Annotated in this window: 31 protein-coding genes and 1 rRNA gene; 27 read left to right on the top strand and 5 right to left on the bottom strand. The window is 49.7% G+C overall.

The window, feature by feature from the left end:
* Positions 1–4 precede the first annotated feature (4 nt).
* Entirely contained in the window at positions 5–1,435 is a 1,431-nt protein-coding gene (locus tag P2G88_RS05910) for a sodium-dependent transporter (RefSeq protein ID WP_275794841.1), read from the top strand.
* 206 nt (positions 1,436–1,641) lie between these two features.
* Here P2G88_RS05910 and P2G88_RS05905 read toward each other — a convergent pair whose 3' ends face one another.
* Together P2G88_RS05905 and P2G88_RS05900 are read right to left on the bottom strand one after the other, a co-directional pair.
* Positions 1,642–2,442, bottom strand: a complete 801-nt coding sequence (locus P2G88_RS05905) for an SDR family oxidoreductase (RefSeq protein ID WP_275794839.1) — start codon at positions 2,440–2,442, stop codon at positions 1,642–1,644.
* 56 nt (positions 2,443–2,498) lie between these two features.
* A complete protein-coding gene (locus P2G88_RS05900) occupies positions 2,499–3,272 on the bottom strand; it encodes a DUF2884 family protein (protein WP_275794837.1) in 774 nt (257 codons plus the stop codon).
* Between the two features lie 267 nt (positions 3,273–3,539).
* Here P2G88_RS05900 and P2G88_RS05895 point away from each other — a divergent pair, with 267 nt between their 5' ends.
* Positions 3,540–3,734: a hypothetical protein gene (locus P2G88_RS05895; RefSeq protein WP_275794836.1), complete on the top strand. Its 195-nt coding sequence runs from the start codon at positions 3,540–3,542 to the stop codon at positions 3,732–3,734.
* 63 nt (positions 3,735–3,797) lie between these two features.
* On the opposite strand, the gene P2G88_RS05890 is transcribed toward P2G88_RS05895, so the two are convergent.
* On the bottom strand, positions 3,798–4,010 hold the full coding sequence (locus P2G88_RS05890; protein WP_275794835.1) for a DUF2892 domain-containing protein: 213 nt from the start codon (positions 4,008–4,010) through the stop codon (positions 3,798–3,800).
* Between the two features lie 180 nt (positions 4,011–4,190).
* Here P2G88_RS05890 and P2G88_RS05885 point away from each other — a divergent pair, with 180 nt between their 5' ends.
* The 3 genes from P2G88_RS05885 (at position 4,191) to P2G88_RS05875 (ending at position 6,427) form a co-directional block, all read left to right on the top strand.
* Positions 4,191–4,598 carry a response regulator gene (locus tag P2G88_RS05885; RefSeq protein ID WP_275794833.1) on the top strand — a complete coding sequence of 136 codons (408 nt, stop codon included), beginning with the start codon at positions 4,191–4,193 and terminating at the stop codon, positions 4,596–4,598.
* 24 nt (positions 4,599–4,622) lie between these two features.
* On the top strand, positions 4,623–5,750 hold the full coding sequence (locus tag P2G88_RS05880; protein WP_275794832.1) for a PatB family C-S lyase: 1,128 nt from the start codon (positions 4,623–4,625) through the stop codon (positions 5,748–5,750).
* 77 nt (positions 5,751–5,827) lie between these two features.
* Complete coding sequence (locus tag P2G88_RS05875) at positions 5,828–6,427, top strand: tetratricopeptide repeat protein (RefSeq protein WP_275795070.1); 600 nt, start codon at positions 5,828–5,830, stop codon at positions 6,425–6,427.
* Between the two features lie 19 nt (positions 6,428–6,446).
* Here P2G88_RS05875 and P2G88_RS05870 read toward each other — a convergent pair whose 3' ends face one another.
* A complete protein-coding gene (locus P2G88_RS05870) occupies positions 6,447–6,776 on the bottom strand; it encodes a DUF3718 domain-containing protein (RefSeq protein ID WP_275794831.1) in 330 nt (109 codons plus the stop codon).
* 343 nt (positions 6,777–7,119) lie between these two features.
* Here P2G88_RS05870 and rnr point away from each other — a divergent pair, with 343 nt between their 5' ends.
* From rnr to rplQ, 21 genes are all read left to right on the top strand, one after another.
* A complete protein-coding gene (gene rnr, locus P2G88_RS05865) occupies positions 7,120–9,561 on the top strand; it encodes a ribonuclease R (protein WP_275794830.1) in 2,442 nt (813 codons plus the stop codon).
* A 3-nt stretch (positions 9,562–9,564) separates the two neighbouring features.
* Positions 9,565–10,305, top strand: coding sequence for a 23S rRNA (guanosine(2251)-2'-O)-methyltransferase RlmB (gene rlmB, locus P2G88_RS05860; protein WP_275794829.1), 741 nt, complete (start codon positions 9,565–9,567; stop codon positions 10,303–10,305).
* A gap of 168 nt (positions 10,306–10,473) precedes the next feature.
* Positions 10,474–13,053 (top strand): M1 family metallopeptidase, encoded by a 2,580-nt coding sequence (locus P2G88_RS05855; RefSeq protein WP_275794828.1) that lies wholly within the window; start codon positions 10,474–10,476, stop codon positions 13,051–13,053.
* A 177-nt stretch (positions 13,054–13,230) separates the two neighbouring features.
* Entirely contained in the window at positions 13,231–14,598 is a 1,368-nt protein-coding gene (locus P2G88_RS05850; RefSeq protein WP_275794827.1) for a DUF4397 domain-containing protein, read from the top strand.
* A 533-nt stretch (positions 14,599–15,131) separates the two neighbouring features.
* Positions 15,132–15,500: a 50S ribosomal protein L14 gene (gene rplN, locus P2G88_RS05845; protein WP_275794825.1), complete on the top strand. Its 369-nt coding sequence runs from the start codon at positions 15,132–15,134 to the stop codon at positions 15,498–15,500.
* Between the two features lie 12 nt (positions 15,501–15,512).
* A complete protein-coding gene (rplX, locus tag P2G88_RS05840) occupies positions 15,513–15,827 on the top strand; it encodes a 50S ribosomal protein L24 (RefSeq protein ID WP_275794824.1) in 315 nt (104 codons plus the stop codon).
* Between the two features lie 16 nt (positions 15,828–15,843).
* Positions 15,844–16,383 (top strand): 50S ribosomal protein L5, encoded by a 540-nt coding sequence (rplE, locus tag P2G88_RS05835; protein ID WP_275794822.1) that lies wholly within the window; start codon positions 15,844–15,846, stop codon positions 16,381–16,383.
* Positions 16,384–16,394: 11 nt separating this feature from the next.
* Positions 16,395–16,700, top strand: a complete 306-nt coding sequence (rpsN, locus tag P2G88_RS05830) for a 30S ribosomal protein S14 (protein WP_275794820.1) — start codon at positions 16,395–16,397, stop codon at positions 16,698–16,700.
* 12 nt (positions 16,701–16,712) lie between these two features.
* Positions 16,713–17,105, top strand: coding sequence for a 30S ribosomal protein S8 (rpsH, locus tag P2G88_RS05825; protein WP_275794819.1), 393 nt, complete (start codon positions 16,713–16,715; stop codon positions 17,103–17,105).
* Positions 17,106–17,118: 13 nt separating this feature from the next.
* Positions 17,119–17,652 carry a 50S ribosomal protein L6 gene (gene rplF / locus P2G88_RS05820; RefSeq protein ID WP_275794818.1) on the top strand — a complete coding sequence of 178 codons (534 nt, stop codon included), beginning with the start codon at positions 17,119–17,121 and terminating at the stop codon, positions 17,650–17,652.
* Positions 17,653–17,664: 12 nt separating this feature from the next.
* Positions 17,665–18,018, top strand: coding sequence for a 50S ribosomal protein L18 (gene rplR / locus P2G88_RS05815; protein WP_275794817.1), 354 nt, complete (start codon positions 17,665–17,667; stop codon positions 18,016–18,018).
* A 9-nt stretch (positions 18,019–18,027) separates the two neighbouring features.
* A complete protein-coding gene (rpsE, locus tag P2G88_RS05810; RefSeq protein ID WP_275794815.1) occupies positions 18,028–18,531 on the top strand; it encodes a 30S ribosomal protein S5 in 504 nt (167 codons plus the stop codon).
* Between the two features lie 6 nt (positions 18,532–18,537).
* Entirely contained in the window at positions 18,538–18,720 is a 183-nt protein-coding gene (gene rpmD, locus P2G88_RS05805; RefSeq protein WP_275794814.1) for a 50S ribosomal protein L30, read from the top strand.
* A gap of 2 nt (positions 18,721–18,722) precedes the next feature.
* Positions 18,723–19,157 (top strand): 50S ribosomal protein L15, encoded by a 435-nt coding sequence (gene rplO, locus P2G88_RS05800; protein ID WP_275794813.1) that lies wholly within the window; start codon positions 18,723–18,725, stop codon positions 19,155–19,157.
* Between the two features lie 5 nt (positions 19,158–19,162).
* Positions 19,163–20,482: a preprotein translocase subunit SecY gene (gene secY / locus P2G88_RS05795; protein ID WP_275794812.1), complete on the top strand. Its 1,320-nt coding sequence runs from the start codon at positions 19,163–19,165 to the stop codon at positions 20,480–20,482.
* Positions 20,483–20,507: 25 nt separating this feature from the next.
* Complete coding sequence (gene rpmJ, locus P2G88_RS05790) at positions 20,508–20,624, top strand: 50S ribosomal protein L36 (protein ID WP_275794811.1); 117 nt, start codon at positions 20,508–20,510, stop codon at positions 20,622–20,624.
* Positions 20,625–20,728: 104 nt separating this feature from the next.
* Complete coding sequence (gene rpsM / locus P2G88_RS05785; protein WP_275794810.1) at positions 20,729–21,085, top strand: 30S ribosomal protein S13; 357 nt, start codon at positions 20,729–20,731, stop codon at positions 21,083–21,085.
* Between the two features lie 12 nt (positions 21,086–21,097).
* Positions 21,098–21,490, top strand: a complete 393-nt coding sequence (gene rpsK / locus P2G88_RS05780; RefSeq protein WP_275794809.1) for a 30S ribosomal protein S11 — start codon at positions 21,098–21,100, stop codon at positions 21,488–21,490.
* Positions 21,491–21,514: 24 nt separating this feature from the next.
* Entirely contained in the window at positions 21,515–22,135 is a 621-nt protein-coding gene (gene rpsD / locus P2G88_RS05775) for a 30S ribosomal protein S4 (RefSeq protein WP_275794807.1), read from the top strand.
* A gap of 22 nt (positions 22,136–22,157) precedes the next feature.
* Positions 22,158–23,147 (top strand): DNA-directed RNA polymerase subunit alpha, encoded by a 990-nt coding sequence (gene rpoA / locus P2G88_RS05770; protein WP_275794806.1) that lies wholly within the window; start codon positions 22,158–22,160, stop codon positions 23,145–23,147.
* Positions 23,148–23,189: 42 nt separating this feature from the next.
* Entirely contained in the window at positions 23,190–23,588 is a 399-nt protein-coding gene (rplQ, locus tag P2G88_RS05765) for a 50S ribosomal protein L17 (protein ID WP_275794805.1), read from the top strand.
* A 76-nt stretch (positions 23,589–23,664) separates the two neighbouring features.
* Here rplQ and P2G88_RS05760 read toward each other — a convergent pair whose 3' ends face one another.
* On the bottom strand, positions 23,665–24,432 hold the full coding sequence (locus P2G88_RS05760) for a hypothetical protein (protein ID WP_275794804.1): 768 nt from the start codon (positions 24,430–24,432) through the stop codon (positions 23,665–23,667).
* Between the two features lie 472 nt (positions 24,433–24,904).
* On the opposite strand from P2G88_RS05760, the gene P2G88_RS05755 reads away from it, so the two are divergent.
* Positions 24,905–25,286 (top strand): 16S ribosomal RNA (locus tag P2G88_RS05755); the annotation flags it as partial.

The following is a 25,286-nucleotide window of genomic DNA, read 5'->3' as shown; positions in this document are numbered from 1 at the left end:
AGGAATGAAACGCGAAGAATTCAGCTCCAGCTTGGGCTTTGTATTGGCTGCGGCCGGCTCAGCGGTTGGCATCGGTAATTTAGTGGCTTTCCCGGTGATGGCCAGCAAAAACGGCGGTGCCGCCTTTTTAATCATGTACGCGGTTTTTGTGTTCTTTATCTGTTTGCCGGTGATGCTGGCAGAGATGAGTCTGGGTCGCCATACCCGCCAAAATCCATTAGGTGCCTACACTGAAATCGGCCAAAACCGTGCCTGGCGCACTGTTGGCTGGATGTCGGTGATCACGCCTTTCATGATTGCGGTGTTTTATCTGGTGATCACCGTGTGGATTTTCGGTTATCTGGCCAAATCAGTCATGGGGCAACTGGAATGGCTGGCGGCGCCCAGCAGTTTCGGCGAATTTATTAATAGCAATGAACTCTTTGTTTATATGGCGATGGTTATCGGCCTGACGTTCTTTATCCTTCAGGGCGGGGTCAAAAAGGGCATCGAAAAGGCCGCCAGAGTGCTGATGCCGCTGCTGTTTTTAATGTTGATTGCGTTGGTCGCCTACGTCATGACCCTGGAGAACGCCTCTTTGGGTGCAAAGTTCTTCCTGATCCCGGAATTTGAGAAGATGACCGGTAAGGTGCTAAACGGTGCCCTGGCCCAAGCCTTTTTCTCTTTGTCACTGGCCATGGGCATTCTGGTCACCTACGGCTCTTATATTCAGAAAGACAACAATATTGTGCACGCCGGTAAGATGGTGGCGGGGTTGTCATTGTTGGTAGCGGCTTGCTCAGGTCTGTTGATTTTGCCCGCGGTGTTTTCATTTAACCCCGATGTGCAGATTAGCCAGCTTTCTGAGTCCAGCATCAGCATGATTTTCACCTTCTTACCCAAAATCTTCCTGGCCTTGCAGACGGATATTGGCTACTTCGGTGCGTCCTTTATCGCCAGCTTCTTCTTCTTGTTGGTATTCTTTGCCGCGCTGACCTCTTTGGTCTCCATTATCGAAGTACCGGTGGCTTGTTTGATGGATGGCAAGGGCGTCAGTCGTCGCACTGCCTTGTATTCACTGGGAGCGGCCATGATCACCTTAGCCGTTGTCTGTGCCTTGTCCTTCGGCCGGGTGGAGATTTTCAGCAGTCTCACGTCCTACGGGCTGGACAGCAATGGTGTGCCGTTGAATAAGTCTGTCTTTGACCTGGTCTATGACATTTTCTACGAGACCATTCTGCCGTTAAATGGCTTGTTGCTATGCCTGTTTGTGATTTATCGCTGGAAGAAGCACAACTTCGATGCCGAAATCAGCCAGGGTAATGATCAGTTTGCCGGCTCGTTGCTGCAGAAGTATGTGAACTTCTCACTGGGCACCTTTATTCCGGTGATCCTGGCGGTGATTTTCGTCAATACCGTCTCCACTATATTCCTAGGTAAGAACTTGTTGTTCTAACCAAATTGCATGCAAAAAAGGGCAGCCATCGGTTGCCCTTTTTATTCATTTAACAACTCAGCAAATATATTTTGCATATGTGCTGAATAACCCTATGTCCTATAGGGATCCTAGTGGGTATTTCTTTAAGAAGCTGAGTAAAATACTAGGCAAGCTGGTTTTTGATTGAATTACCACAAGTCTCCTACACGCTGCGGTATCTTAGACTAGAGCTCAACGGGCATGTGAAATGGATTGGGATACTTTAGCGTTATTTCCAATCTTTCGATGGTCTTGCTGGCATCCACTTTTTTGCTGTTGCTGCCAGTATGGTCAGTAAAGCTAGGTAATGACATTCCCGCTTGCTTAGCGGCAAAGATGTAGAAATCTGCTCTTGAAGGATGCTCCGTAGCCGCCAGATGAAATACCTGACCAATATGACGGGGATGCAGCGCGGCGATGATGGCCTGAATAACATCATCCAGATGGATCAGGTTTACTCCTTGACCACCCTTGTTTACCTGCCGTCCTGCAAGATGTTTTACTGGATGACGGCCGGGGCCGATTAATCCGGCCAATCGCAAAATACTGGCGCGCCCGGTCTGCAATAGTCTGTTTTCCAACATAAGGTGCGCCAGACCTGATTCGGTATTGGGAATGGGTTGCGTCGTCTCGTTGACAATGCCGTCCATATCACCATAGACAGAGGTGGTACTGACAAAAAGGATATGCCGGCAAGGGCCAGCCAGAATACTATCGATCATTTGATTCATCTGTGTCAGGAAGCGCTCGGGGCTGAAGTTTCGCCTACCGGGTGGAATATTTAGCACCACATAGTCTGACTTGGCTAAGGCTGTTGGCAGTGATTCCCCTAATTGGTAAGTCCAGGCTGAAATGCCCAGGCTATGCAGCTGCTGCTTTTTCTCTTCGCTGCGACAACTGCCTGCAACCAAATATCCCTGACCTGACAGTGTCTTTGCCAGCGGCAGGCCCAGCCAGCCGCAACCCAAAATAGATATAGATGACATGGATATAGCCCAATAAAAAAGCGGCCGAAGCCGCTTCTGCGAATTCTGAGCAAAGCTTACATTGCCTGCTGGTAATCGGAAACCTGAAGCATATCCATGGACGCCAGTTCAGGGATGTCGCGGCGGATTTCATTTTCAAGACGATCCAGTTCCAACATATCGCTGCAAAGGGCCGTTGCTTTGGCTTCGATGATATCCGCTTTTATTTCCATTTCCTGCTCCAGCTGGTCGCCAAAATCCTCCATGCGTCGTTCAAATGCCTGCATATCGCCACCACTGAAAAGCATCTCGGTACCGATGGCAATCATTAATTTACCCATGGAGTTGGCAACCAGTTTTTCTATTTTCTCTTCCAGTCTGGATTCAAACTCAGTATCCAAAAACTGGCCATCCTCGAAGGTTACTGAATCGAATACAGGATTACCGTCTGGTCCATAGAATTTGCTGCGTAAATCCATGCTCAGTTGCGACAGTTCCTGAGACAGTTCCAGTACGCCCTCATCGTCCTTACCTAATAGTTCTCCAAAAGCACGACTGACCCCCTGATTGGCTAAATCTACAGCCTCAATCACAATATCTGCGATCTTGGGCACTAAGCCTCGCACTTGTTGGTGGTAACTGTTCAGCAGATGTTGTTGATCGTAGCCGAGGGTTAGCGGCTGGTTATCCAACCACACATTTTGACCGTCCAGCACCAGTTGGTTGCCTTTATCGAGGGTCACCTGCAGTCTGTTTTGCTGCAGTGACATATGTCCGTCGAACTTAACATGGCAATCGTTGGCCATTACGCTGGTAGCGGTAAGCAGCGTGGCAGCAATCAATACTCTCATGGTGGATCCTTATCTTATTAGCGGTTGCTAAACTCACATGGCAAGTGCTGTGCCAAAATAAAAAGTCATAAATAACAATAATATAGATATTTATTCGTAACGTTTTTTGGCTCGTGGTTGAGTGAATTCACCATAATTTGGTGAATTTCGCCTTGATGGCATCTATCCTTGCTTGGCTTGAACCCTGAAAAAGTTGATCCAACACAGTGATTCTTAGTGGTTTTTTCGGGCATAATAGCGCCACTGAATTTATGCATGAGGTGTGACATGAGCAATTGGGCGGAAGCAATACTGTTCGGATTTGCCCTGATGGCAATGGTACTGGGTGTAAGCAGCCTGATTATGGCAATGCTCCAGTCGCCGGTCGCTGAGGGTGAAAGCCCCGTTAAAGCGAAGATAGAATACGGCTTTTTCGGCGCTGCCGGGGTCGTGTTGTCGGCGCTGTTTATTTACGCCATGTAGTTCCTGTCTTCAGACAACATAAAGGGCGCTTCAGGCGCCCTTTGTTTTTTGGTGAATCGGCTATTAGTGGGCCCCACCATGATGGTAGGTATCAATTCCCAGCATTCTGTAGATCATGCAAACGCCGGAAGAGACCGATATCCAAAGCGCCAATCCGGCTACAACCAAGGCTACACTCACAACAGGTGAGAATATTCCCTCTACTGCCAGGGTCAGTAATACAACCGCTATAATGGAGCGGATGGCGCTATCAAGAATGCCTACATTGTCGTTCATGTCCGTATCTCCGTTATTTAACTCATGGTCAGTATGTCGTGATAGTGCCGTTTCCGACTTGATAAGGGTCAAACTTGAGACAAGAATAATTTGTTCCAGATCAAACTTGTTTCGCCGCTCCTCTTCCCTAATATCTGCATGTGGTGAAGCCGCTTCTGATTGCCAATAAGGAGGCAATGCATGCACGACTCTGAAACCAAGCCCGGTCGATTCAATGCATTGCTGATTGAAGACGATGGCACGACTACCGAGATCCTCTCCCATATCTTAAGAAATCTCGGTGCAGAGCAGGTCAGCGCGTTTGATACGGCCGAACGTGCCACTAAACATTTAAATGGCGTGGATGTGAGTCATTATGATGTGCTTATCTGCGACTGGCATTTGCCCGGAATGTCGGGACTGGAGTTTTTAAAATTGATAAGGTTAAGTCATCCTGATCTTCCCATACTGATTATTACCGCCGATGCCACCCTAGGTAGGGTGATGGAAGCTAAAGAAGCGGGGGCATCTGACTTTATCGCCAAGCCTTTTAATCGCAATCAAATAGACAAGAAGATCCTGCATCTGGTTAACTCAACCTCATCTTAAAAGTGCAAAAACTGAGAAAATTTAATGGATTTCAATGAGCTGATAGACCGAAGTCAAACCTATGCCTTTAAATGGGAAAAGTACCGCGATCAAGACGTACTGCCCATGTGGGTCGCCGATACCGAATTTCGTTGTGCGCCAGCCATTCTGGATGCATTGCATAATCGCGTGGCTCACGGCGTCTTGGGTTACACCCTGCCAGCTCAATACGAACCGGGCAAACAGGCTATTGCTCACTGGTTGGCAAACCGCCATCAGTGGCACATTGCGCTGGATTGGATCCTGTGGACACCGGGTGTGGTGCCTGCTTTCAATGTGGCCTGTAAAGCCTTTTGTGAACCCGGAGACAAGGTTTTGGTGCAGGTACCTAACTATCCTCCTTTATTGGCCGCGCCCGGGCTGAACTCCCTTGAACGGGTGGATATTCCCACCGTGGAACAACATGGCCGCTGGATGCTGGATTGGGATGCATTGGAGACCGCCGCAGCCGACCCTAAAGCTAAATTGCTGATCCTTTGCAATCCCATGAATCCCGTCGGCTCGGTATTGAGCGAAAATGAGTTACTCAGGCTTGCTGATATTTGTGAGCGTCATGACCTGATACTTTGCAGCGACGAAATCCATTGTGATTTGATATTGGATGATAAGGCCAAACATGTTCCGGCAGGCAAGCTGGATGCACTGCGTGAGCGTTCTTTGACACTAATGGCAGCCAGCAAAACCTTCAATATTGCGGGGTTAGGCGCTTCTTTTGCGGTGATCGAGAATGCCGTCTTACGCCGCCGCTTTAGCCAGGCGGCCATGGGGATTGTGCCTTGGGTCAATGTACTCGGACTGGTGGCTACCGAGGCGGCATTTACCCGCTGTGATGAATGGTATCAAGCACAACTACAATATTTGCGCGACAATCGTGATTATTTGGTGGATGAAATTAATAAGGTTCCAGGTTTGAGCTTACTCAAGCCGCAGGCAACGTACCTGGCCTGGGTTGATGCTAGCGGGTTGGGCGTAGAAAACCCGCAGCATTGGTTTGAAAACAAAGGTGTTGGACCCTCGCCCGGTGCTGATTTCGGTGATCCACAATTTGTGCGAATAAATTTTGGTTGTCCCCGTCGCCATTTAGAAGAGGCTATCCAACGGATCAATGCTTAGATTTCAGCTTTTTTCAGTTTGGCCGATAACAGGGCAAGAATGAGGGAATTCAGATGTTCAAATCACTTTTTCCACTGATGCTTTTATCGGCCATGGCTGGGTTTGCGTCTGCCCAGGAAGAACTAAAGGCCGTTCAACTGTACTCGCAGGACGAACTGATCCGCATGATCAACAATAACGCCCATTTAGACAGGGTAGTGCAGGATCGTTGCCAGTTGGTTCAGGATATCGAAGCCAGGGCCAAAACCCTGATGGTGCCCGCCTACCAGTTTCTGTGGGGGGACATGTTGGCCTGGGGTGTTTGTGTAAAACGCGATGTTGAGAAAGGTATCTACTACATGAACGAGGCAGCTGAGCAAGGACTCCCGGCGGCATTGGAGCAGCTTGGTCGCTATCATGCACAAGGCAAACTGGTTCAGCAGGATAAGGAACGGGCCGTTGTGATGTTGCGTGAAGCGGCGAGCTTGGGCAATCTCAAAGCACAGATCCAGTTGGCCGACTTGTTTATCGAAGGCTATGGCAGTCCCTATGATTTTGTGGATGCCTACCATTGGCTGTATAACGCCGTGACCGGGGATGATGCCACCCACAAGAAAATCGCCAATTGTCTTGCCGGTCTGGAAAAGCTGATGCATCCCAAGGCGGTCAGAGAAGCCAGGCGTCCGCTAGATAGTTGACGCCTGTATAGGTATAAAACTAGTGTCCAATAGTGACATTAATTTTGCTTTCTGTTTTGGCAATGTCCTTAATGTCAACGCGTCCTGCGCTCAAAATATTGGCCGTTCGTGTTGCGCTGTGTGTCAGTGCGAACCTGTAAGGTGATTCCGAGTTGCACAACAACTTTTCATTGATCGTAGGTACATCCAAGCGATGCTCTCTCAGCGTATCTTTTAGCTTAAACGGCTTATTGCTCATCACCGATTCACACACTTCAATAAGGGCTGCCTCAATATAATCATCAGTCATCGCTGCTGCATTCGCTGAAACTCCCAAGGCAACGGCTGAAAATAATGTGATCGCTTTCATAGTCCTCTCCTGCATAAAAGTATTCGATGCGTTTATGCACGATGGTGTGCAGATTACGCTCTTAATATCTAGGCGCAGAAATTGAGTTCAGCCTGTCATAGTTGTGTCCAACTATTGCTAAAAAGTGCTTTGTTCAGCCTCTGTTACAACTGGCAGAAATACTGCTGTCTGGCTCAATATTTGTACTCTTTGTCGATGAGATGAAAGAATATTTGTACCGGACACCAGAGAGAATTGGCTTAGCAGGCAAGCATTCTCAATTGCGCACAAAATTACCGAATATATATCAGGCACTTCGTTATAATGAGGGCTGATAAGCCAAGCCACTCAGATGAAAGGGCCAATGAGCGACGATCCTAATTACCAACGCGAAAAAGAAAAATACGACAATCCGGTAGCCAGCCGGGAATACCTGTTGCAGGTTTTGCAGCAACAAAATAAACCCCTCTCTCTGATGGAAATCTGCGAACTGGTGGATGCCCGAGATGAAGACAGCCGCGTAGGGATCCAGCGCCGACTGCGTGCCATGGAGCGCGAAGGACAAGTCCTCTTTAACCGCAATAAAAAATATGGCCTGGCCGAGAAGATGGACCTGATCAAAGGCAAAGTTATCGGCCATCGCGATGGTTTTGGCTTTCTAAAAAGAGAGGATGGTAAGCCAGATCTCTTTATTCACAGTACCCCTATGCAGACCCTGCTACACGGCGATGTGGTGTTGGTTACCGAAAGTGCTTCTGATTTTAAAGGTAAGAAAGAAGCGCGGATCGTGCGCGTTGTGGAAACACGCAGCGAACCCATTGTCGGCCGCTATTTCTTTGAAAATGGTATGGGTGTGGTGGTGCCAGATGATAGCCGTATCTGTCAGGACATTATCATTCCCCCCGAGCATACCAAAGGCGCCAGACAGGGCCATGTGGTGGTAGTGGAAATCCTCGAACGCCCGCAACGCCGGGTCAACGCGGTCGGCAAGATAGTTGAAGTGCTGGGTGAGCATATGGCACCCGGCATGGAAATCGAGATGGCGCTGCGTACCTTCGATATTCCCCACGCCTGGCCCAAAGAAGTAGACAAGCAAATCAAAGGGCTGACCGAAGAGGTGCCGGAAGAAGCCAAACACGGGCGTATTGATCTGCGCACCATGCCGCTGGTGACCATAGACGGTGAAGATGCCCGTGATTTTGACGATGCGGTGTATTGTGAACCTTTGGATGACGGTGGCTGGAAACTGTGGGTGGCCATTGCCGATGTCAGTTATTACGTGCGTCCTGGCACGGCACTGGACAAAGAAGCCATTGAACGCGGTAACTCGGTGTATTTCCCCGAGCAAGTAGTGCCAATGTTACCAGAGGTGCTGTCCAACGGCTTGTGCTCACTCAATCCGCAGGTAGACAGGCTATGTATGGTCTGTGAAGTGACCATCTCCAAGTCCGGCATCCTCAAAGAATATCGTTTTTATGAAGCGGTGATGAATTCCCATGCACGTCTCACCTATACCAAGGTGTGGGACATATTGCAGGGTGATAAAGATCTGTATCAGCGCTATGAGCCCCTAGTACCTCACCTTCGCAACCTGCATGATCTCTATCGCGCGCTGAAAAAAGCCCGAGGCCGCCGCGGTGCCATCGAGTTCGAGACGCAGGAAAGCAAATTTATCTTTAATGCCCAGCGCAAGATTGACCATATCGTGCCGCTGGTCAGAAACGATGCCCATAAGATTATCGAAGAGTGCATGATCCTGGCCAATGTCAGCACCGCCAAGTTCTTGCAAGAACACAAAGCCGAAGGGCTGTATCGTGTGCATGACCAGCCCGACAGCGATCGTCTTCGCAGTTTCTTGAGTTATCTCGCGGAAGTGGGCATTCCCCATGGCATTGGCAAGGAGCCAAGCCCCGAGGATTTCAGCAACGTGGTGGCGAAGATCCAAAATCGCCCGGATCAGGAACTGATCCAAACCATGTTGTTACGCTCCATGAAACAAGCGGTCTATGATCGCGAAAACATCGGCCACTTTGGTTTGGCGCTCGATGCTTATGCCCACTTTACTTCGCCTATTCGCCGCTACCCGGATTTGGTGGTGCATCGCGCCATCAAAGCGGTGCTGGATAGACAGGCCAAACGTAAGGGCAACACCGGCGGAAAAGCCTATGAAGCCGATGAAGTCTCGCAATTGGGTGAGCAGTGTTCGATGACCGAGCGGCGTGCCGATGACGCCACCCGCGATGTGGCCGACTGGCTGAAATGTGAATTTATGCTCGACCATGTTGGGGACAGTTTCGATGGTGTGATTGCCTCAGTCACCAACTTTGGTTTCTTTGTCCGACTTACTGAGTTTCATATCGATGGTTTGGTGCATATCACTGCGCTTGAGAATGATTACTACCATTTCGACGAAATCAAACAGTACCTGATTGGCGAGAATTTGGGGATCATCTACCGCCTCGGGGATCAGGTCAGGGTTAAGGTGGCGTCGGTTAACCTGGACGATCGGAAAATTGATTTTGTCCTGGACCAACCTCAAGGCAAAGGGAAGGGCGGACGCAAGGTCTCGGTTCGTCAGATCAGCAAAACCAAAAGCAAGCGTTCCAATGCCAAGTCCCGGAACGATAACATCGGTCTGGAAAATCCTCCCTCTGCCGGTTCAGCGACCGAAGAGCAACCAGGGGACAATGTGTGGGGCAAACGTGGCAAGTCCACTGGTGACGCTTCTCCAAAGCGAGGACGCTCGGGCAAACCGGCTGCAAGCAAAAAACGCCCTGGGTCAGCCGATAAAAGGAAGAGGAAGTAAGATATGGCCCAACAAGACTGGGTATACGGCATTCATGCACTGGAGTCTTTATTGCAGCGTGAGCCAGAGCGACTCATTGAACTCTTTGTTTTAAAGGGGCGCGAAGACGACAAACTCCTCAATATTATCAATCAAGCCAGGCGTTTCGGCGCCTCTGTGCAGTTCTGTCAACGCAAAACCTTGGATGACAAGGCTCAGGGGGAGCAACATCAGGGGGTGGTGGCCAAGGTTAAACCTGGTCGTCAGTATGATGAGAAAGATCTGGACGACATTATTTCTGCCAATGCACAGCCATTTTTGCTGGTCCTCGATGGTGTGACCGACCCCCATAACCTCGGCGCTTGTCTGCGTACGGCCGATGCTGCTGGGGTGCACGCATTGATTGTGCCCAAAGACAAATCGGCTTCTTTGACACCAACAGTGCGTAAAGTAGCCTGTGGGGCGGCCGAAGTGGTCCCCCTTATTCAGGTCACCAATTTGGCTCGCACTTTAAAAGAGCTGCAGCAAGCTGGTGTATGGATAGTGGGGACTGCCGGTGAAGCACAGCAGGATATTTACCAGTCGAAGTTGACCGGACCCATTGCTTTGGTAATGGGGGCGGAGGGCAAGGGTATGCGTCGTCTCACACGTGAGCATTGTGACGAACTGATCAAACTGCCCATGGCCGGCTCGGTATCCAGTCTCAATGTGTCGGTGGCCACCGGCATTTGCCTCTACGAAGTGGTGCGTCAACGCCAGGGCTGATTGCGGCTTCATAATTGCGATTGATAAAGGCGGTGAGATACATATTTCACCGCTATTTTCTGTACATGACACAGTATTTAACCAAATTCTTATTGGTTAATCCTTAACTCCTCGGTTAGCTTGTCCTTTTTGTTGGCAACCCCTGCCCACAGCAATAAGGAATTTTCTATGCGCTTGCGAGGTAACATCGCATTGTTTGGATTGCTGCTGACCATACTCAGCCTGAGTTTGTCGGCTAATCCAGAATACCAACTACCTGGAACTATCACGCCCAGTTTCCAAAAGATCCATCTGAAGCTGGATCCCGATAGCCCCGATTTTAGTGGGGAAACCTGGATCACTATCCAAATCGCCAAGCCCACAAATGTGCTGGCTTTCTATCAGATAGACCTGGACCTGCAGAAAGTTGAGCTACTGAAAGGTGAGGAAGCTATCCCCCTTAGCGTCACTGCTGGTAACTATGATATTCAAACCGCCAGAGCCGACAAAACCTTAGCTGTGGGGGAATACCGCCTGCACATTATTTACTCTGGCAAAGTGAATACCAGCTCTGATGGTTTGTACCTGTCGAGATTTGAAGACAGAAATTATCTGTTCACCCAATTTGAAGATATGGAAGCCCGTCGGGCATTCCCAAGTTTCGACCAGCCTAATTATAAAATCCCATATCAAGTCACTATTGAGGCGCCACAAAAGCAGGTGGTGTTGTCAAACACCCCAGTTGCAGAACGCACCGTCGAGAACGGTTGGCAGAAGGTGGTATTTAAACAGACCAAGCCAATGCCGACTTATTTAGTCGCCTTTGCGGTAGGTGAATTGGATTCTGCGGAAATCACCGGTTTATCTGTACCTGGTAAAATCTATACCCCCAAGGGTAAGGCGGCGCAAACCAAGTTTATCGTTTCTCAAACGCCACAGATCCTCAACGCGCTGGAAAACTATTTCGGCATGCCCTACCCCTACGAGAAGCTGGATTTTATTGCCGTGCCTAACTTTACCCACGGGGCAATGGAAAATGCCGGCCTGATTACTTATCGCAGCAGCTTACTGTTGCTTGAAGACGAGCCCGGACTGGCAGAGCGCAGCGGGCCCCTGAATACAGTGACCCATGAAATTGCCCACCAATGGTACGGCAATTTGGTGACGATGGCCTGGTGGGATGACCTATGGCTGAACGAAGCCTTTGCCTCGTGGATGGCGAGCAAAATAATGATGCAGCTATATCCTGAGCTGAATTTCCAAAACCGTCTGGAACAGGAAGGGGCCTTTATCGCGGATGCCAGTCCCACTACTAAGCCGGTGAAAAAAGTGGTTCGCTCTTCCGCCGATGTGATGGATGGTCTTGGACTTAACTACAGCAAGGGTGAGTCCATTCTCAATATGATCGAGTCGCTGATTGGCGAAAAACCGGTACAACAAGCCATTCAGAAGTACATGCAGAAGCACAAATGGGGTAATACCACCGCCGATGACTTATGGGCAGTGTTTGCCGATGTGGCCGATTTCGATGTGCCGGCCATGATGAAAACCTATCTGGAGCAGCCCGGTTACCCGCTTGTAGAATTCAGCGATGAAGGAAAGATTGTGCAGAAGCGTTACCGTTTGGCGGGTGCCGATGTGGAAGAGCAAATATGGACTGTTCCTTTGGCCATCAGCTACAAGAAGAACGGAAAAATACATCACCAGAAGCTGTATCTGAATGCCAAGGAATCTTTCGCCAGTCAATTGGCTGAAGCCGACTGGATTTATCCCAACGACAATGCCATGGGATATTTTCGTTGGAAAACCTCGGCGAAACAGCGTCAGGCTCTACTGGCCGATGTACTTGCCCTCAGCAGCCGCGAGAAAAAGGAATTGCTGTACAACTCAGGCGCCCTGTTGCAGGCCAATGAAATTTCCTTGGATCAACATATGCAGGTGCTTAACAGTCTCGCCCAGGTAGATGATCCCGACGTAGTGCGTGCCGTTATCGGTTCACTCAGAGACTTAACTTATCTGGTTGATGACAGCAACACAGCGGTCTTTGCTCACTTTGTACAAGCTAAAATGCTGCCTTGGTATGAGAAGCTGGGTGTAAGGGGACAGGACGACGACGCAGAGAATGTGATTCGTTTGCGCCAGTCCGTCTTCTCTATCCTGAGTGAATATGGCCACACTCAGGCGATCGACAAGCAAAGCCGGCAGCTAACTGAACAGTACCTGGCAGATCCCGCCAGCGTTTCTAAAGGCATCGCGACGTCGGCATTGAGCAATGTGGCTAAATACGGCGATGCCAGTTGGTTCGAGAAATACCGTCAGGCCTATCTCAAACATACCGACGCTAATATTCGATACACTATTATGGCCGGCATGGATTTTCCGCAGGACAGTAATCTGAGCAAATTGATGGCGTTCTCTTTCGATGAACAGATGAGCCCCGCTGATGTGATTTATAACTTGCGGGTGGCTTCGCAGGCGCAGGAAAAACAGGATCTGTTCTACCAGTGGCTGGATAAAAACTTCGATAAGCTGGTGGCGCGCATGCCCAGTTATCACGTGGCCCGTATGCCCGAGTTTGTCTCCAGCAGTTGCGATACGCACAATATGGAACTGGCAAAGGCCTTTTATCCCAAGGTGATGGATAAGTTTGACGGCATGACCAGAAGTTTCGAAGTGGCCATGGATGGAACGGCCCAGTGCATTGCTCTAAAGGAGCGTTTCCAGCCTGACTTTACCCGCTATTTACAACAAGTCGATACGCAACATTAAGTTTGCCCAAAGGCCCGTTACCGGGCCTTTGTTTTTTTGCGCTTTCAAGACACAGCTATTCAACAATTCGATGCCGAATGTAAAGGCTTGTAAAGATTGGTAAAGAATCGGAATCCTCAAGAACTCGGTGATTGTCCTTGTGTCTGTGATGAGTCAGTCACAACACAAGGACAATAAATGAAAACCATGAACATGCTTCTTCCACTTGCCGCAGCGATCGCACTGTCGGCATGTGGAGGCTCTGACGGTGGTAACAGCAATTACCCCGATGCCTACCTGCAGTTTTATAATGCGTCGCCCAATAGTGCCGAGACCGAGCTGTTGTTGGATGATGTCAGTAAAGGCAGTGCCAGTTATGGTGATGCCACCAGTCTATTAACGCTTGACGCAGAGCAAATGGATCTAACCCTGCAACGCACCGACGCCGACAACAAGGTGATTGAAATCCTCTCAAAGAGCATTGAGACCTCAAGTGGACACAAATCTCTCTACTTGTTGCTGGGGGATTATGACGCGCCAACCCTGCTCGAGCATAAATACGAACGTCAATCCTTAGACAATCACTTCATCCTTAATGGTCTGTCTGCTATCGAAGGACAAAGTTACGACCTCTATGTCGCGGAATCCGGTGCTCCTTTTGAAGATGCCCATCTGGTTTCCACCCTGGATTTTGCCAATGTTTCCGAGGCTGAATATTGGGATGGCGACACAGACAGTAGTGACTGGGATCTGGACGAATATGTCATTTACCTGACTGCGCCAGGAGAGACCGAAGTTGTATATGAAAGTGACAGCATCAACTTCATCTATGCCACTGAATACACGCTGGTAGTGAGGTCTACGGCCGGTGCGGTGAAGAACAATCTGGTCGTGGACCTGGTGATCAACTCAACCTCTATTCCCTCATATAAAGATGTGCGAGCGGGAGCGCAATATCGTTATTACAACAGTCTGAAGGAGGAAGGATCGGTTGATGCCCGTCTGTCCGGCACCGACGTGCAACAGGACATGGCCGTGGGGGCTGGGCAACTATCAAGCTACGGGCTGGTGAAATATGGTGACTACCAACTTTCGGCCTCAGCCTCTGATGCCAATATGGCTTTTGCCAATAAGTTGCTCACCCTTAACCAGGGTGAGAGCAAGACGGTGGTGTTTTATCGCAATAAAGAAGACAAGCTCAGTTCTTTGGCGTTTTTAGACAGTGATTTGCCTCAGGTGTACGAGCATGAGATTAACGCGGTCAATCTGGTCAAAGACTATGACGAGATTGAAATCTACTTTGTGCGTCAGGACGAAACTGTGGAAACGGCAGAGTTTAAGCTGACCCGCTTAGAGTTTGCCGAATCTGATGATTTGGTGTTGCCAAGCGACTACTACGAGATTATTGCCTTGTATGACGATAACAGTGGCAATGAGACCTTGCTGTATCGAACTCAGGCCATGGCCATTAATGAGGAAACGTCTTATGTGGTGGTAGTGGAGCCTGATAGCAGTTCTGCCAGCGGGTATAAGGTGTCTTTGATGTCTGAGACTGTGGAAGAGTGAGGATTTTTCGATTTTGAGTTTAGAAAAGCGCCTTTTGGCGCTTTTTTGTTTTATGCCGGCTGATATTTAGTGTTTCTCCAGAGAGTTATATGGGCTAGTGGCATTGTTTTGATTGGCGTTTTTTTCTTCGGGCTATCCCTGCCCTGCGCCCTGAAGGGCCGTTGGCGGGGTGACACTCGCCCCTTAGGGCTAAGGTTAACTTAACGTCACGCTTTGAGAGTGTCGCGGCTGACCGTGGATGGTCAGGCTCCGGCTCCAGGGAGGGATTATATTAACGAGTTCTTAGTATCCACGCAGATTTTGAGCTGGTTTCGGGATGCGTTTTTTTGTTCATCCCATCCCTGGGATTCACCCCCTTCGGCGGCCGTTGGCGGGTACGCCAACGTCAAAAAACGCTCCCGGCGTTTTTTTCAACATTTCAGGTATCACTGCATTTTCTTTTCTGTTATTATTTCGCGCCCTTTTTATAGGGGTATGACTATTAAAGCAGCAGAATGGCCTGAGAAGGCCGTAACAACAGCGGAGCACTAACAATGATCCAAATGCAAACTAGCCTGGACGTGGCCGATAACTCCGGTGCGCGCAGGGTAATGTGTATTAAGGTTCTTGGTGGCTCGCATCGCCGTTATGCACATATCGGTGACATCATCAAAGTTACCGTCAAGGAAGCAATTCCTCGCGGTAAAGTTAAAAAAGGTGACGTACTGAATGCAGTGGTGGTGCGTACTAGAAAAGGCGTTCGCCGTCCTGACGGATCTATCATCCGTTTCGACAGCAACGCAGCCGTGTTGCTAAACAACAACAAGCAACCTATTGGTACGCGTATCTTTGGACCGGTAACCCGTGAGCTTCGTGGAGACAAATTCATGAAGATCATCTCACTGGCCCCTGAGGTACTGTAAGGAGTCACGATAATGGCTAGAAAAATTCGTCGTGATGATGAAGTAGTAGTATTGGCCGGTAAAGACAAAGGCAAGAAGGGCAAAGTCCTGAAAGTGCTGGTTGAGTCTGACCGTCTGGTAGTTGAAGGTGTGAATGTGATGAAGAAGCACCAGAAGCCTAACCCACAGTTGGGCGTTGCTGGTGGCATCGTAGAGAAAGAAGCATCCATTCATGTATCGAATGTAGCGATCCTGAACCCTAAAACGGGCAAGGCTGATCGCGTCGGTTTCCGTCTTGAAGGCGACAAGAAAGTACGTTTCTTCAAGTCTGACGGCGAACTGGTTTAATAATTGGAGAAAATCGATGGCGAAACTGCATGATTTCTATAAAGAAACAGTAGTGGCTGAACTTGCGAAGCAGTTCGGCTACAAAAGCGTCATGCAAGTCCCTCGGATTGAAAAGATCACCCTGAACATGGGTCTGGGTGAGGCTGTAGCGGACAAGAAGGTGTTGGAAAACGCCACTGCTGACATGCAGGCGATTGCTGGTCAAAAGCCTGTTGTTACCGTTGCACGCAAATCCGTAGCGGGTTTTAAAATCCGTGAAGGTTATCCGATTGGCTGTAAAGTAACCCTACGTGGCGAGCGTATGTGGGAATTCCTTGAGCGTTTGGTTTCAATCGCTATCCCACGTATCCGTGACTTCCGTGGCCTGAATAGCAAGTCTTTTGACGGCCGTGGAAACTATAGCATGGGTGTTCGTGAGCAAATCATCTTCCCCGAAATCGACTTTGATAAAGTCGACAAGGTGCGTGGTATGGATATTACTATCACTACTACTGCAACTACGGATGAGGAAGGTCGCGCTCTGCTGGCTGCTTTTAACTTCCCATTCAAGAAATAAGGTGTAGGGTTATGGCAAAACAATCAATGAAAGCGCGTGAAGTAAAGCGCGCCAAACTGGTAGCCAAGCACGCTGAAAAGCGCGCCGAGCTGAAAGCCATCATCAGCAGCGTAAATACTTCTGATGAAGAGCGCTGGGATGCAGTGCTTAAGCTTCAATCACTACCTCGTGACTCCGCCCGTACGCGTCTGCACAACCGTTGCCGCATTACAGGTCGTCCCCATGGTTTCCTGCGCAAGTTCGGCTTAAGCCGTATCAAACTGCGTGAGGCCGCCATGCGTGGTGAAGTCCCTGGTCTTAAGAAAGCCAGCTGGTAAGGAGTAGCTTATATGAGCATGCAAGATCCTATCGCGGATATGTTTACCCGCATCCGTAACGGTCAGTTGGCCGGCAAAGTATCTGTGTCTATGCCTTCTTCCAAACTGCGCGTGGCTATCGCCAAAGTGCTTAAGGATGAAGGTTATATCACTGACTTCGCTGCTTCTGGTGACGTTAAGCCTTCTTTGGAAGTTACTTTGAAGTACTTCGAAGGCAAAAAAGTTATTGAAACCATTGAGCGTGTCAGCCGCCCTGGTCTGCGCATCTACAAAAAGAAAGATGAGCTGCCAAAAGTAATGGGTGGTTTGGGTGTCGCTATTGTTTCAACATCCAAGGGTGTGATGACTGACCGTGCGGCTCGTAAAGCCGGTATGGGCGGTGAGATCATCGGCTATGTAGCGTAACGGAGGATTATCGATGTCACGTGTAGCAAAAGCCCCGGTTGAAATCCTGTCTGGTGTAGAAGTCACCATTAAAGGCCAGGAAGTCACCCTTAAAGGTAAAAACGGTACGCTGAACCGTACCTTCAACAGCGCTGTTGAAGTAGTAAAAGAAGAGAACCTGCTGAAGACTCTACCTCGTGAAGGTGCAGTTGATGGTTGGGCTCAGGCTGGTACTGCTCGCGCTCTGCTGAACGGCATGATGATCGGTGTTACCGCAGGATTCGAGAAGAAACTGCAGTTGCAAGGCGTTGGTTACCGTGCTCAGGCACAGGGCACCAAACTGAACCTGTCACTGGGCTTCTCTCACCCTGTAGCCTACGAGATGCCTGCCGGCATCACCGTAGAAACTCCTACCCAAACTGAAGTCATCGTTAAAGGCGCTGACAAGCAGCTGGTAGGCCAGGTTGCGGCCAACATCCGTGGTTATCGTCCACCAGAGCCTTACAAGGGCAAAGGTGTGCGTTATGCCGATGAAGTTGTGCGTCGTAAAGAAGCTAAGAAAAAGTAAGTGGGTGATACGATGGATAAGAAAACAGCTCGTTTGCGCCGCGCCACTCGCGCCCGCAAAAAAATCGTTGAACTGGGATCGCATCGCTTGGTTGTACACCGCACACCCCGCCATATTTATGCACAGCTGATTGCCCCTACCGGCTCAGAAGTGCTGGCGGCAGCTTCTACCGTGGAAGCAGATCTGCGTAAGGACCTGTCTGTGACAGGTAATGTCGCTGCAGCTGCTGCCGTTGGTAAAGTGATCGCGCAACGTGCAATCGAGAAAGGCATTACTGAAGTAGCCTTTGATCGCAGCGGTTTCAAATATCACGGTCGTGTGAAGGCACTGGCCGACGCTGCTCGCGAAGCAGGTCTTCAGTTCTAGGAGTAGATTATGGCTAAAGTAGAAGTTCAACAAAACGGTGAACTGTTAGAGAAGCTGATTGCCGTAAACCGTGTAGCCAAGACTGTTAAAGGTGGACGCATCATGAGCTTCACCGCCCTGACAGTAGTGGGTGACGGTGCCGGTCGTGTAGGCTTCGGCTATGGTAAGGCCCGCGAAGTTCCAGCCGCTATTCAAAAGGCGATGGAAAAGGCGCGTCGTAACCTGGTAACCGTTGGTCTGAATGGTAATACCCTTCAGCACCCAATCAAGGGACGTCACTCAGGCTCCCAGGTATACATGCAGCCAGCATCTGAAGGTACCGGTATCATTGCCGGTGGTGCGATGCGTGCAGTACTGGAAGTTGCTGGCGTTCACAACGTACTTTCAAAATGCTACGGCTCTACAAACCCAATCAACGTGGTGCGTGCAACTATCAATGCTCTGACTGATATGAAGTCACCTGAGCAAGTTGCTGCTAAGCGTGGCTTGTCCGTAGAACAGATTTTGGGGTAATTGGACATGGCTAAGACTATTAAAGTAAGACAAACCAAGAGCGCGATCGCCCGTCTGCCAAAGCACAAGGCGACCCTGACTGGTTTGGGACTGCGTCGCATTGGTCATGTTCGTGAGCTGGAGGATACCCCTGCAGTTCGTGGCATGATCAATAAGGTCAGCTACATGGTTGAGATTGTGGAGGAGTAACCATGCAATTAAATACGCTTGCTCCTGCACAGGGAGCCAAAAAATCTCCTAAGCGTCTGGGCCGTGGTATCGGTTCTGGCCTGGGTAAGACTGGTGGCCGTGGTCACAAGGGTCAAACCTCTCGTTCTGGTGGCAGCATTCGCCCCGGTTTCGAAGGTGGTCAGATGCCTATCCAACGCCGTCTGCCAAAGTTCGGTTTTATCTCTCGTAAGTCTCTGGTTTCTGACCAGGTTAACCTGAGTGAAATCGCCAAGGTAGAAGGTGAAATCGTTTCTCTGGAAACTTTGAAAGCAGCAGGTCTGGTTAAGAAAGACGTGCTGTTCGTTAAAGTGATGAAGAGTGGCGAAATCGCCCGCGCGGTTACAGTTAGTGGCTTGAAGGTAACGAAAGGCGCCCGTGAAGCTATCGAAGCTGCCGGCGGTAAAGTAGAGGAATAAGCTAGATGGCTAAACCAGGATTGGATTCAAGCGCCAAAGGCGGATTGAGCGAGCTTAAATCAAGACTGTTGTTTGTCTTGGGTGCGATTATCGTATTTAGGCTTGGTTCTTTCGTGCCTATTCCTGGTATTGATGCTGCGGTGCTGGCTGATTTGTTCAACCAGCAAAAGGGTACCATCGTAGAAATGTTTAACATGTTCTCCGGTGGCGCCCTGGAACGCGCATCAATCCTGGCGCTGGGTATCATGCCCTATATCTCGGCTTCGATTATCATGCAGTTGATGACCGTTGTGCATCCTGCCATGGCGGAGTTGAAGAAGGAAGGCGAAGCAGGCCGTCGTAAGATCAGTCAGTACACTCGTTATTTAACGCTTGTATTGTCTATCTTCCAGGCCATTGCTATTGCGACCGGCTTGCCCAATATGGTGCAAGGTCTGGTGCTGAATCCTGGCTTTGGCTTCTACTTTACGGCAGTTGTCAGCCTGGTCACCGGAACCATGTTCCTGATGTGGCTGGGTGAGCAGATCACAGAAAGAGGTATCGGCAACGGTATCTCTATTCTGATCTTCACCGGTATCGTTGCAGGTTTGCCATCAGCTATCGGTCAAACAGTAGAGCAAGCGCGTCAGGGCGACCTGAATATGCTGCTGCTACTGTTGATTGGTGCTATTGTCATCGCCGTGACCTACTTCGTGGTATTTGTGGAGCGTGGCCAACGTCGTATCGTCGTTAACTACGCAAAGCGTCAGCAAGGCCGTAAGGTGTTTGCTGCGCAAAGCACCCATTTGCCGCTGAAGGTCAACATGGCTGGTGTAATTCCACCAATTTTCGCCTCCAGTATCATCCTGTTCCCCGCTACTGTGGCGAACTGGTTTGGTTCGAGCGAAACCATGTCTTGGTTGCAGGATGTATCCATGATGTTGTCCCCTGGACAACCTCTGCACGCGTTGTTGTACGCTGCGGCGATTATCTTCTTCTGTTTCTTCTATACTGCGCTGGTTTTTAACCCACGCGAAACAGCAGATAACCTGAAGAAGTCAGGTGCTTTCGTACCTGGTATTCGCCCTGGTGAGCAGACATCTCGTTACATCGACAAGGTGATGACTAGACTGACTCTGGCTGGTGCCCTGTATATTACCTTTATCTGTTTAGTGCCTGAATTTATGATGATTGCCTGGAACGTGCAGTTCTATTTCGGTGGTACTTCACTGCTGATTATTGTGGTGGTAATCATGGACTTCATGGCGCAGGTGCAGACCCATTTGATGTCTCATCAATATGAGTCTGTTCTGAAAAAAGCCAATCTTAAAGGCTTCGGCCGTTAAGATTGGGCATTAGCGGAGTGACGAAATGAAAGTTCGTGCATCTGTAAAAGCGATTTGCCGTAACTGCAAGATCATCAAGCGCAACGGTGTTGTGCGCGTGATCTGTAGCAGCGAGCCAAAGCATAAGCAAAGGCAAGGCTAATCAACCAAACGGCTCGAAAGAGCTAAATTTGCAATTTTGTCGTTGGATAAGTATCCTAGCGGGCTTTTTAGGCTGACGACAATTTAACTATAGGAGTGCTGTTAGTGGCCCGTATCGCTGGCATTAACATCCCTGAACACAAGCATGCCGTTATCGCTATCCAAGCGATCTTCGGTATCGGTGCTACACGTGCTAAGAGCATTTGTGCAAACGCTGGTGTTGCAGAAGAAACCAAGATCAAAGATCTTGATGAAGCGCAAATCGACAAACTGCGTGACGAAGTTGCCAAGTTCACTGTTGAAGGTGACTTGCGTCGTGAAGTGTCGATGAGCATTAAACGTTTGATGGACCTAGGTTGCTTCCGTGGCTTGCGCCACCGCCGTAGCCTGCCTGTACGTGGTCAGCGCACTAAAACTAATGCGCGCACCCGTAAAGGTCCTCGTAAGCCGATCAAAAAGTAAGCGGGGGTAATCATGGCAAAGGCACCAGTACGTAGTACTCGTAAGCGCGTAAAGCGCCAGGTCGCTGACGGTATGGCTCATATCCATGCCTCTTTCAACAACACAATAGTGACTATCACTGACCGCCAGGGCAATGCATTGTCTTGGGCGACTTCCGGTGGCTCGGGTTTCCGTGGCTCTCGTAAGTCTACTCCGTTTGCTGCGCAGGTTGCTGCCGAGCGTGCGGGTACTGCGGCTCAGGAATACGGTCTGAAAAACCTAGAAGTGTTCGTAAAAGGTCCAGGACCAGGCCGTGAGTCTGCGATCCGCGCCCTGAACGCGGTAGGTTACCGTATCACTAACATTACCGATGTGACGCCTATTCCTCACAACGGTTGTCGTCCACCGAAGAAACGTCGCGTTTAATCGACGGACTGTTGGAGAAAGATCATGGCAAGATATTTGGGTCCAAAACTCAAGCTTAGCCGTCGCGAAGGAACAGATCTGTTCCTGAAAAGCGGCGTTCGAGCAATTGACTCGAAATGTAAAATTGATACTGCACCTGGTCAGCATGGCGCCCGTCGTGGCCGTCTGTCAGACTACGGTGTGCAGTTGCGTGAAAAGCAAAAAGTTCGTCGTACTTACGGCGTACTGGAAAAGCAATTCCGTAACTACTACAAAGAAGCGGCACGTCTGAAAGGCAACACAGGTGAAAACCTGCTGCAACTTCTGGAGCAGCGCCTGGACAACGTCGTTTACCGTATGGGATTCGCCTCTACTCGTGCTGAAGCACGTCAGATGGTGAGCCACAAAGCCATCATGGTAAACGGCCAGGTTGTGAACGTTCCTTCTTTTAGCGTTTCTGCTGAAGACGTTGTGTCTGTTCGTGAGAAGGCCAAGAAGCAAGCACGTATCGTGGCTGCCTTGGAACTCGCTGACCAGCGTGAGAAGCCTACTTGGATAGAAGTGGACAGCAACAAGATGGAAGGCGTGTTCAAGCGTATTCCTGAGCGCGGTGACCTGTCTGCCGAAATTAACGAACAGCTGATCGTCGAACTTTACAGTAAGTAAAGAAGGTCAAAGAGAGGAAACAATGTCGGGTTCTGTAACTGAATTCCTAAAACCAAGGTTAGTCGAGATAGATAACGTATCCAAGACTCGTGCGAAGGTCACTCTCGAGCCCCTCGAGCGTGGTTTTGGCCACACCCTTGGCAATGCGCTGCGTCGTATCCTGTTGTCATCCATGCCTGGTTGTGCGGTGACTGAAGTCGAGATCGACGGCGTGCTGCACGAGTACAGCACCAAAGAAGGTGTTCAAGAAGACGTTATCGAGATCCTGTTGAACCTTAAAGGTTTGGCAGTACGCCTCGAAGGAAAGAGCGAGGCCATGCTGACTCTGGTGAAATCAGGCGCAGGTCCGGTAGTGGCTGGTGATATCCAGCATGACGGTGATGTGGAGATTACCAATCCCGAGCATGTGATTTGTACCCTGACTGGCGACGCTTCTATTAGCATGCGCATCAAGGTAGAGACAGGTCGCGGCTATATCCCAGCCGCCACCCGCCGCACCTCTGAAGAAGACGACAGACCAATTGGTCGTCTGCTGGTTGATGCTTCCTTCAGCCCTGTAGAGCGTATCGCCTACAGCGTCGAGTCGGCCCGTGTTGAACAACGCACCGACTTGGACAAGCTGATTATTGATATGGAAACCAATGGCACTATCGATCCCGAAGAAGCCATCCGTCGCGCTGCCACCATCCTGGCAGAACAACTGGATGCCTTCGTTGAACTGCGGGATATCAAAGAGCCAGTGGCGAAAGAAGAGAAGCCGGAATTTGATCCGATTCTGCTTCGTCCTGTTGATGACCTGGAACTCACCGTGCGTTCGGCCAACTGCTTAAAGGCAGAAGCTATCCAGTATATTGGTGACCTGGTACAGCGTACCGAAGTCGAGCTGCTGAAGACTCCTAACTTGGGTAAGAAGTCTCTGACAGAAATCAAAGACGTGCTCGCTTCCCGCGGTCTTTCTCTGGGCATGCGCCTGGAAAACTGGCCGCCTGAGAGCATTGCTGAGAAAGACTAATCAGGTCGCAAGTTAAACTGATCTGTTAAGAAGGAAAGAACCATGCGCCATCGTAAGAGTGGTCGTCAGTTAAATCGCAACAGCAGCCATCGTCAAGCGATGTTCCGCAATATGGCAGGTTCTTTGGTGAAACACGAAATCATCAAAACCACTTTGCCTAAGGCGAAAGAACTGCGTCGCGTTATTGAGCCTCTTATCACCCTTGCTAAGCAAGACAGCGTAGCAAATCGCCGTTTGGCTTTTGCCCGCACTGGTGACAAAGAGGTAGTAGGTAAACTGTTCAACGAGCTGGGTCCTCGTTACACCGAACGTCCTGGTGGCTACATTCGTATTCTGAAATGTGGCTTCCGTACCGGTGACAACGCCCCTATGGCTTATGTTGAGCTGGTTGACCGCCCTGTGACTGAAGTCGAAGCGACTGAAGAAGCAGCAGCGGAATAAACTACCGCAAAATAAAAAACCGGGCCTGGCCCGGTTTTTTATTGCCTGCAATCCGTGATTGCCGGTGTCACCTGTATTATTGTCCGTGCATCAGTGCTGCAACTTCTTCCTCAGACGCGCCGCCTTGGATAGCATACTGAGTGATCTCTTCTTCTGACAATCCGGCACTTCTGGCTGTTTCAATAATCTTCTCCAGTTGACCTTCCTGATGACTAGATTCGCGCACCGCGGTGCTGACAACATTCTCTGCATCATTTGGATAAGCAGCTAACAATGCCTCTACTATATATTCACCAACGAAAGGTACAGCTTCCATGGCAGTGGTGATGATCTGGATAAGCTTGTTAGGATGCACTTTGGCAACGGAGCGAACGATAGAGTCAGCTGAGTTAGGCTCAGTCAACACGGCCACCCGGACAATGTCATCTAATTCTTCAGGAGTGGAGTGCGCTGCCACATTCACGACGAAGTCCACATAACTTGGCTCTGCCTGAATGGCGGTCTCCACCACACTTGAGCAGGTGCTGACCCCTTTATCCAAAGCAATACGAACCACATCCTCTGTCAGCGCTGGCTGAGCAGAGATAGCTGCATGAATAACTTCTTTATATTGATCCGGATATAAATCCAAAGCAGTACTAACGACAATCTCTACATCCTGGGGGTAATGGCTGACTATACTTTTGATCGCACGGCCAATAGACATATTTTGATTGACTTGTCGTTGGATAAAGTCGGACGTTTCCTTATATTTATCTGCCTTGGTATGCTCTTCCTGAGACAGGCACTGACCCGAAGCCCCGCACATGGCGATGACAAAGGCCGACAGTAGCATCTTTTTCATGAATAACGTTCCGAAACTGACTTAGCTGCATTCAGACCATTATTTGGACTGGTGTTCCGCTAAAGAGTTCAAGATTAACAAAAAATACACAAAGAGAAACACTTATTAACCGTTTGATTCAAAATTAAGCGGTCAGCGCCGGATTTGCAAAAAAGATCAGGTATGGGTGTTGACGCTTGCATATAAATCTCTACAATGCGCCCCACTTCGAACGGCAAGCCAGACAGGCGAAGCCGGGCAGACCAGGAAGGTCGGGATCGGGGGGTAAGTCAGGGAGAGGCAGGCAACGAAAAGATAAAAAAGTTGCTTGACACAGACGAGGGATGACGTAGAATGCGCGTCCCGCTTGAGAGAGGTTCTACGGAACGAATCAAGCCGCCTGAACAGGCACAGCTCTTTAACAATTAGCAACGAGACAATCTGTGTGGGCACTCATTAAGAGTGTCAGCGCAAAAATTCATGATTTTGAAATTAATTGAAGAGTTTGATCATGGCTCAGATTGAACGCTGGCGGCAGGCCTAACACATGCAAGTCGAGCGGTAGCACAGAGGAGCTTGCTCCTTGGGTGACGAGCGGCGGACGGGTGAGTAATGCTTAGGAACTTGCCTCTTGGAGGGGGACAACAGTTGGAAACGACTGCTAATACCGCATGATATCTACGGATCAAAGGGGGCTTCGGCTCTCGCCAAGAGATAGGCCTAAGTGAGATTAGCTAGTTGGTGGGGTAAAGGCCTACCAAGGCGACGATCTCTAGCTGTTCTGAGAGGAAGATCAGCCACACTGGGACTGAGACACGGCCCAGACTCCTACGGGAGGCAGCAGTGGGGAATATTGGACAATGGGGGCAACCCTG

The sequence above is a fragment of the Aliiglaciecola sp. CAU 1673 genome (assembly GCF_029223185.1).
In the GTDB taxonomy this organism is placed as follows: domain Bacteria; phylum Pseudomonadota; class Gammaproteobacteria; order Enterobacterales; family Alteromonadaceae; genus Bowmanella.
Note: the sequence above shows the minus strand (reverse complement) of the source record. Positions and strands in the feature narration are given on the sequence as shown.

Bases quoted from the DNA above. Each gene is read 5' to 3' on its own strand.
- P2G88_RS05910 (WP_275794841.1), top strand. From the start codon at position 5: ATGAAACGCGAAGAATTCAGCTCCAGCTTGGGCTTTGTATTGGCTGCG.
- P2G88_RS05905 (WP_275794839.1), bottom strand. From the start codon at position 2,442: ATGTCATCTATATCTATTTTGGGTTGCGGCTGGCTGGGCCTGCCGCTG.
- P2G88_RS05900 (WP_275794837.1), bottom strand. From the start codon at position 3,272: ATGAGAGTATTGATTGCTGCCACGCTGCTTACCGCTACCAGCGTAATG.
- P2G88_RS05895 (WP_275794836.1), top strand. From the start codon at position 3,540: ATGAGCAATTGGGCGGAAGCAATACTGTTCGGATTTGCCCTGATGGCA.
- P2G88_RS05890 (WP_275794835.1), bottom strand. From the start codon at position 4,010: ATGAACGACAATGTAGGCATTCTTGATAGCGCCATCCGCTCCATTATA.
- P2G88_RS05885 (WP_275794833.1), top strand. From the start codon at position 4,191: ATGCACGACTCTGAAACCAAGCCCGGTCGATTCAATGCATTGCTGATT.
- P2G88_RS05880 (WP_275794832.1), top strand. From the start codon at position 4,623: ATGGATTTCAATGAGCTGATAGACCGAAGTCAAACCTATGCCTTTAAA.
- P2G88_RS05875 (WP_275795070.1), top strand. From the start codon at position 5,828: ATGCTTTTATCGGCCATGGCTGGGTTTGCGTCTGCCCAGGAAGAACTA.
- P2G88_RS05870 (WP_275794831.1), bottom strand. From the start codon at position 6,776: ATGAAAGCGATCACATTATTTTCAGCCGTTGCCTTGGGAGTTTCAGCG.
- rnr (WP_275794830.1), top strand. From the start codon at position 7,120: ATGAGCGACGATCCTAATTACCAACGCGAAAAAGAAAAATACGACAAT.
- rlmB (WP_275794829.1), top strand. From the start codon at position 9,565: ATGGCCCAACAAGACTGGGTATACGGCATTCATGCACTGGAGTCTTTA.
- P2G88_RS05855 (WP_275794828.1), top strand. From the start codon at position 10,474: ATGCGCTTGCGAGGTAACATCGCATTGTTTGGATTGCTGCTGACCATA.
- P2G88_RS05850 (WP_275794827.1), top strand. From the start codon at position 13,231: ATGAAAACCATGAACATGCTTCTTCCACTTGCCGCAGCGATCGCACTG.
- rplN (WP_275794825.1), top strand. From the start codon at position 15,132: ATGATCCAAATGCAAACTAGCCTGGACGTGGCCGATAACTCCGGTGCG.
- rplX (WP_275794824.1), top strand. From the start codon at position 15,513: ATGGCTAGAAAAATTCGTCGTGATGATGAAGTAGTAGTATTGGCCGGT.
- rplE (WP_275794822.1), top strand. From the start codon at position 15,844: ATGGCGAAACTGCATGATTTCTATAAAGAAACAGTAGTGGCTGAACTT.
- rpsN (WP_275794820.1), top strand. From the start codon at position 16,395: ATGGCAAAACAATCAATGAAAGCGCGTGAAGTAAAGCGCGCCAAACTG.
- rpsH (WP_275794819.1), top strand. From the start codon at position 16,713: ATGAGCATGCAAGATCCTATCGCGGATATGTTTACCCGCATCCGTAAC.
- rplF (WP_275794818.1), top strand. From the start codon at position 17,119: ATGTCACGTGTAGCAAAAGCCCCGGTTGAAATCCTGTCTGGTGTAGAA.
- rplR (WP_275794817.1), top strand. From the start codon at position 17,665: ATGGATAAGAAAACAGCTCGTTTGCGCCGCGCCACTCGCGCCCGCAAA.
- rpsE (WP_275794815.1), top strand. From the start codon at position 18,028: ATGGCTAAAGTAGAAGTTCAACAAAACGGTGAACTGTTAGAGAAGCTG.
- rpmD (WP_275794814.1), top strand. From the start codon at position 18,538: ATGGCTAAGACTATTAAAGTAAGACAAACCAAGAGCGCGATCGCCCGT.
- rplO (WP_275794813.1), top strand. From the start codon at position 18,723: ATGCAATTAAATACGCTTGCTCCTGCACAGGGAGCCAAAAAATCTCCT.
- secY (WP_275794812.1), top strand. From the start codon at position 19,163: ATGGCTAAACCAGGATTGGATTCAAGCGCCAAAGGCGGATTGAGCGAG.
- rpmJ (WP_275794811.1), top strand. From the start codon at position 20,508: ATGAAAGTTCGTGCATCTGTAAAAGCGATTTGCCGTAACTGCAAGATC.
- rpsK (WP_275794809.1), top strand. From the start codon at position 21,098: ATGGCAAAGGCACCAGTACGTAGTACTCGTAAGCGCGTAAAGCGCCAG.
- rpsD (WP_275794807.1), top strand. From the start codon at position 21,515: ATGGCAAGATATTTGGGTCCAAAACTCAAGCTTAGCCGTCGCGAAGGA.
- rpoA (WP_275794806.1), top strand. From the start codon at position 22,158: ATGTCGGGTTCTGTAACTGAATTCCTAAAACCAAGGTTAGTCGAGATA.
- rplQ (WP_275794805.1), top strand. From the start codon at position 23,190: ATGCGCCATCGTAAGAGTGGTCGTCAGTTAAATCGCAACAGCAGCCAT.
- P2G88_RS05760 (WP_275794804.1), bottom strand. From the start codon at position 24,432: ATGAAAAAGATGCTACTGTCGGCCTTTGTCATCGCCATGTGCGGGGCT.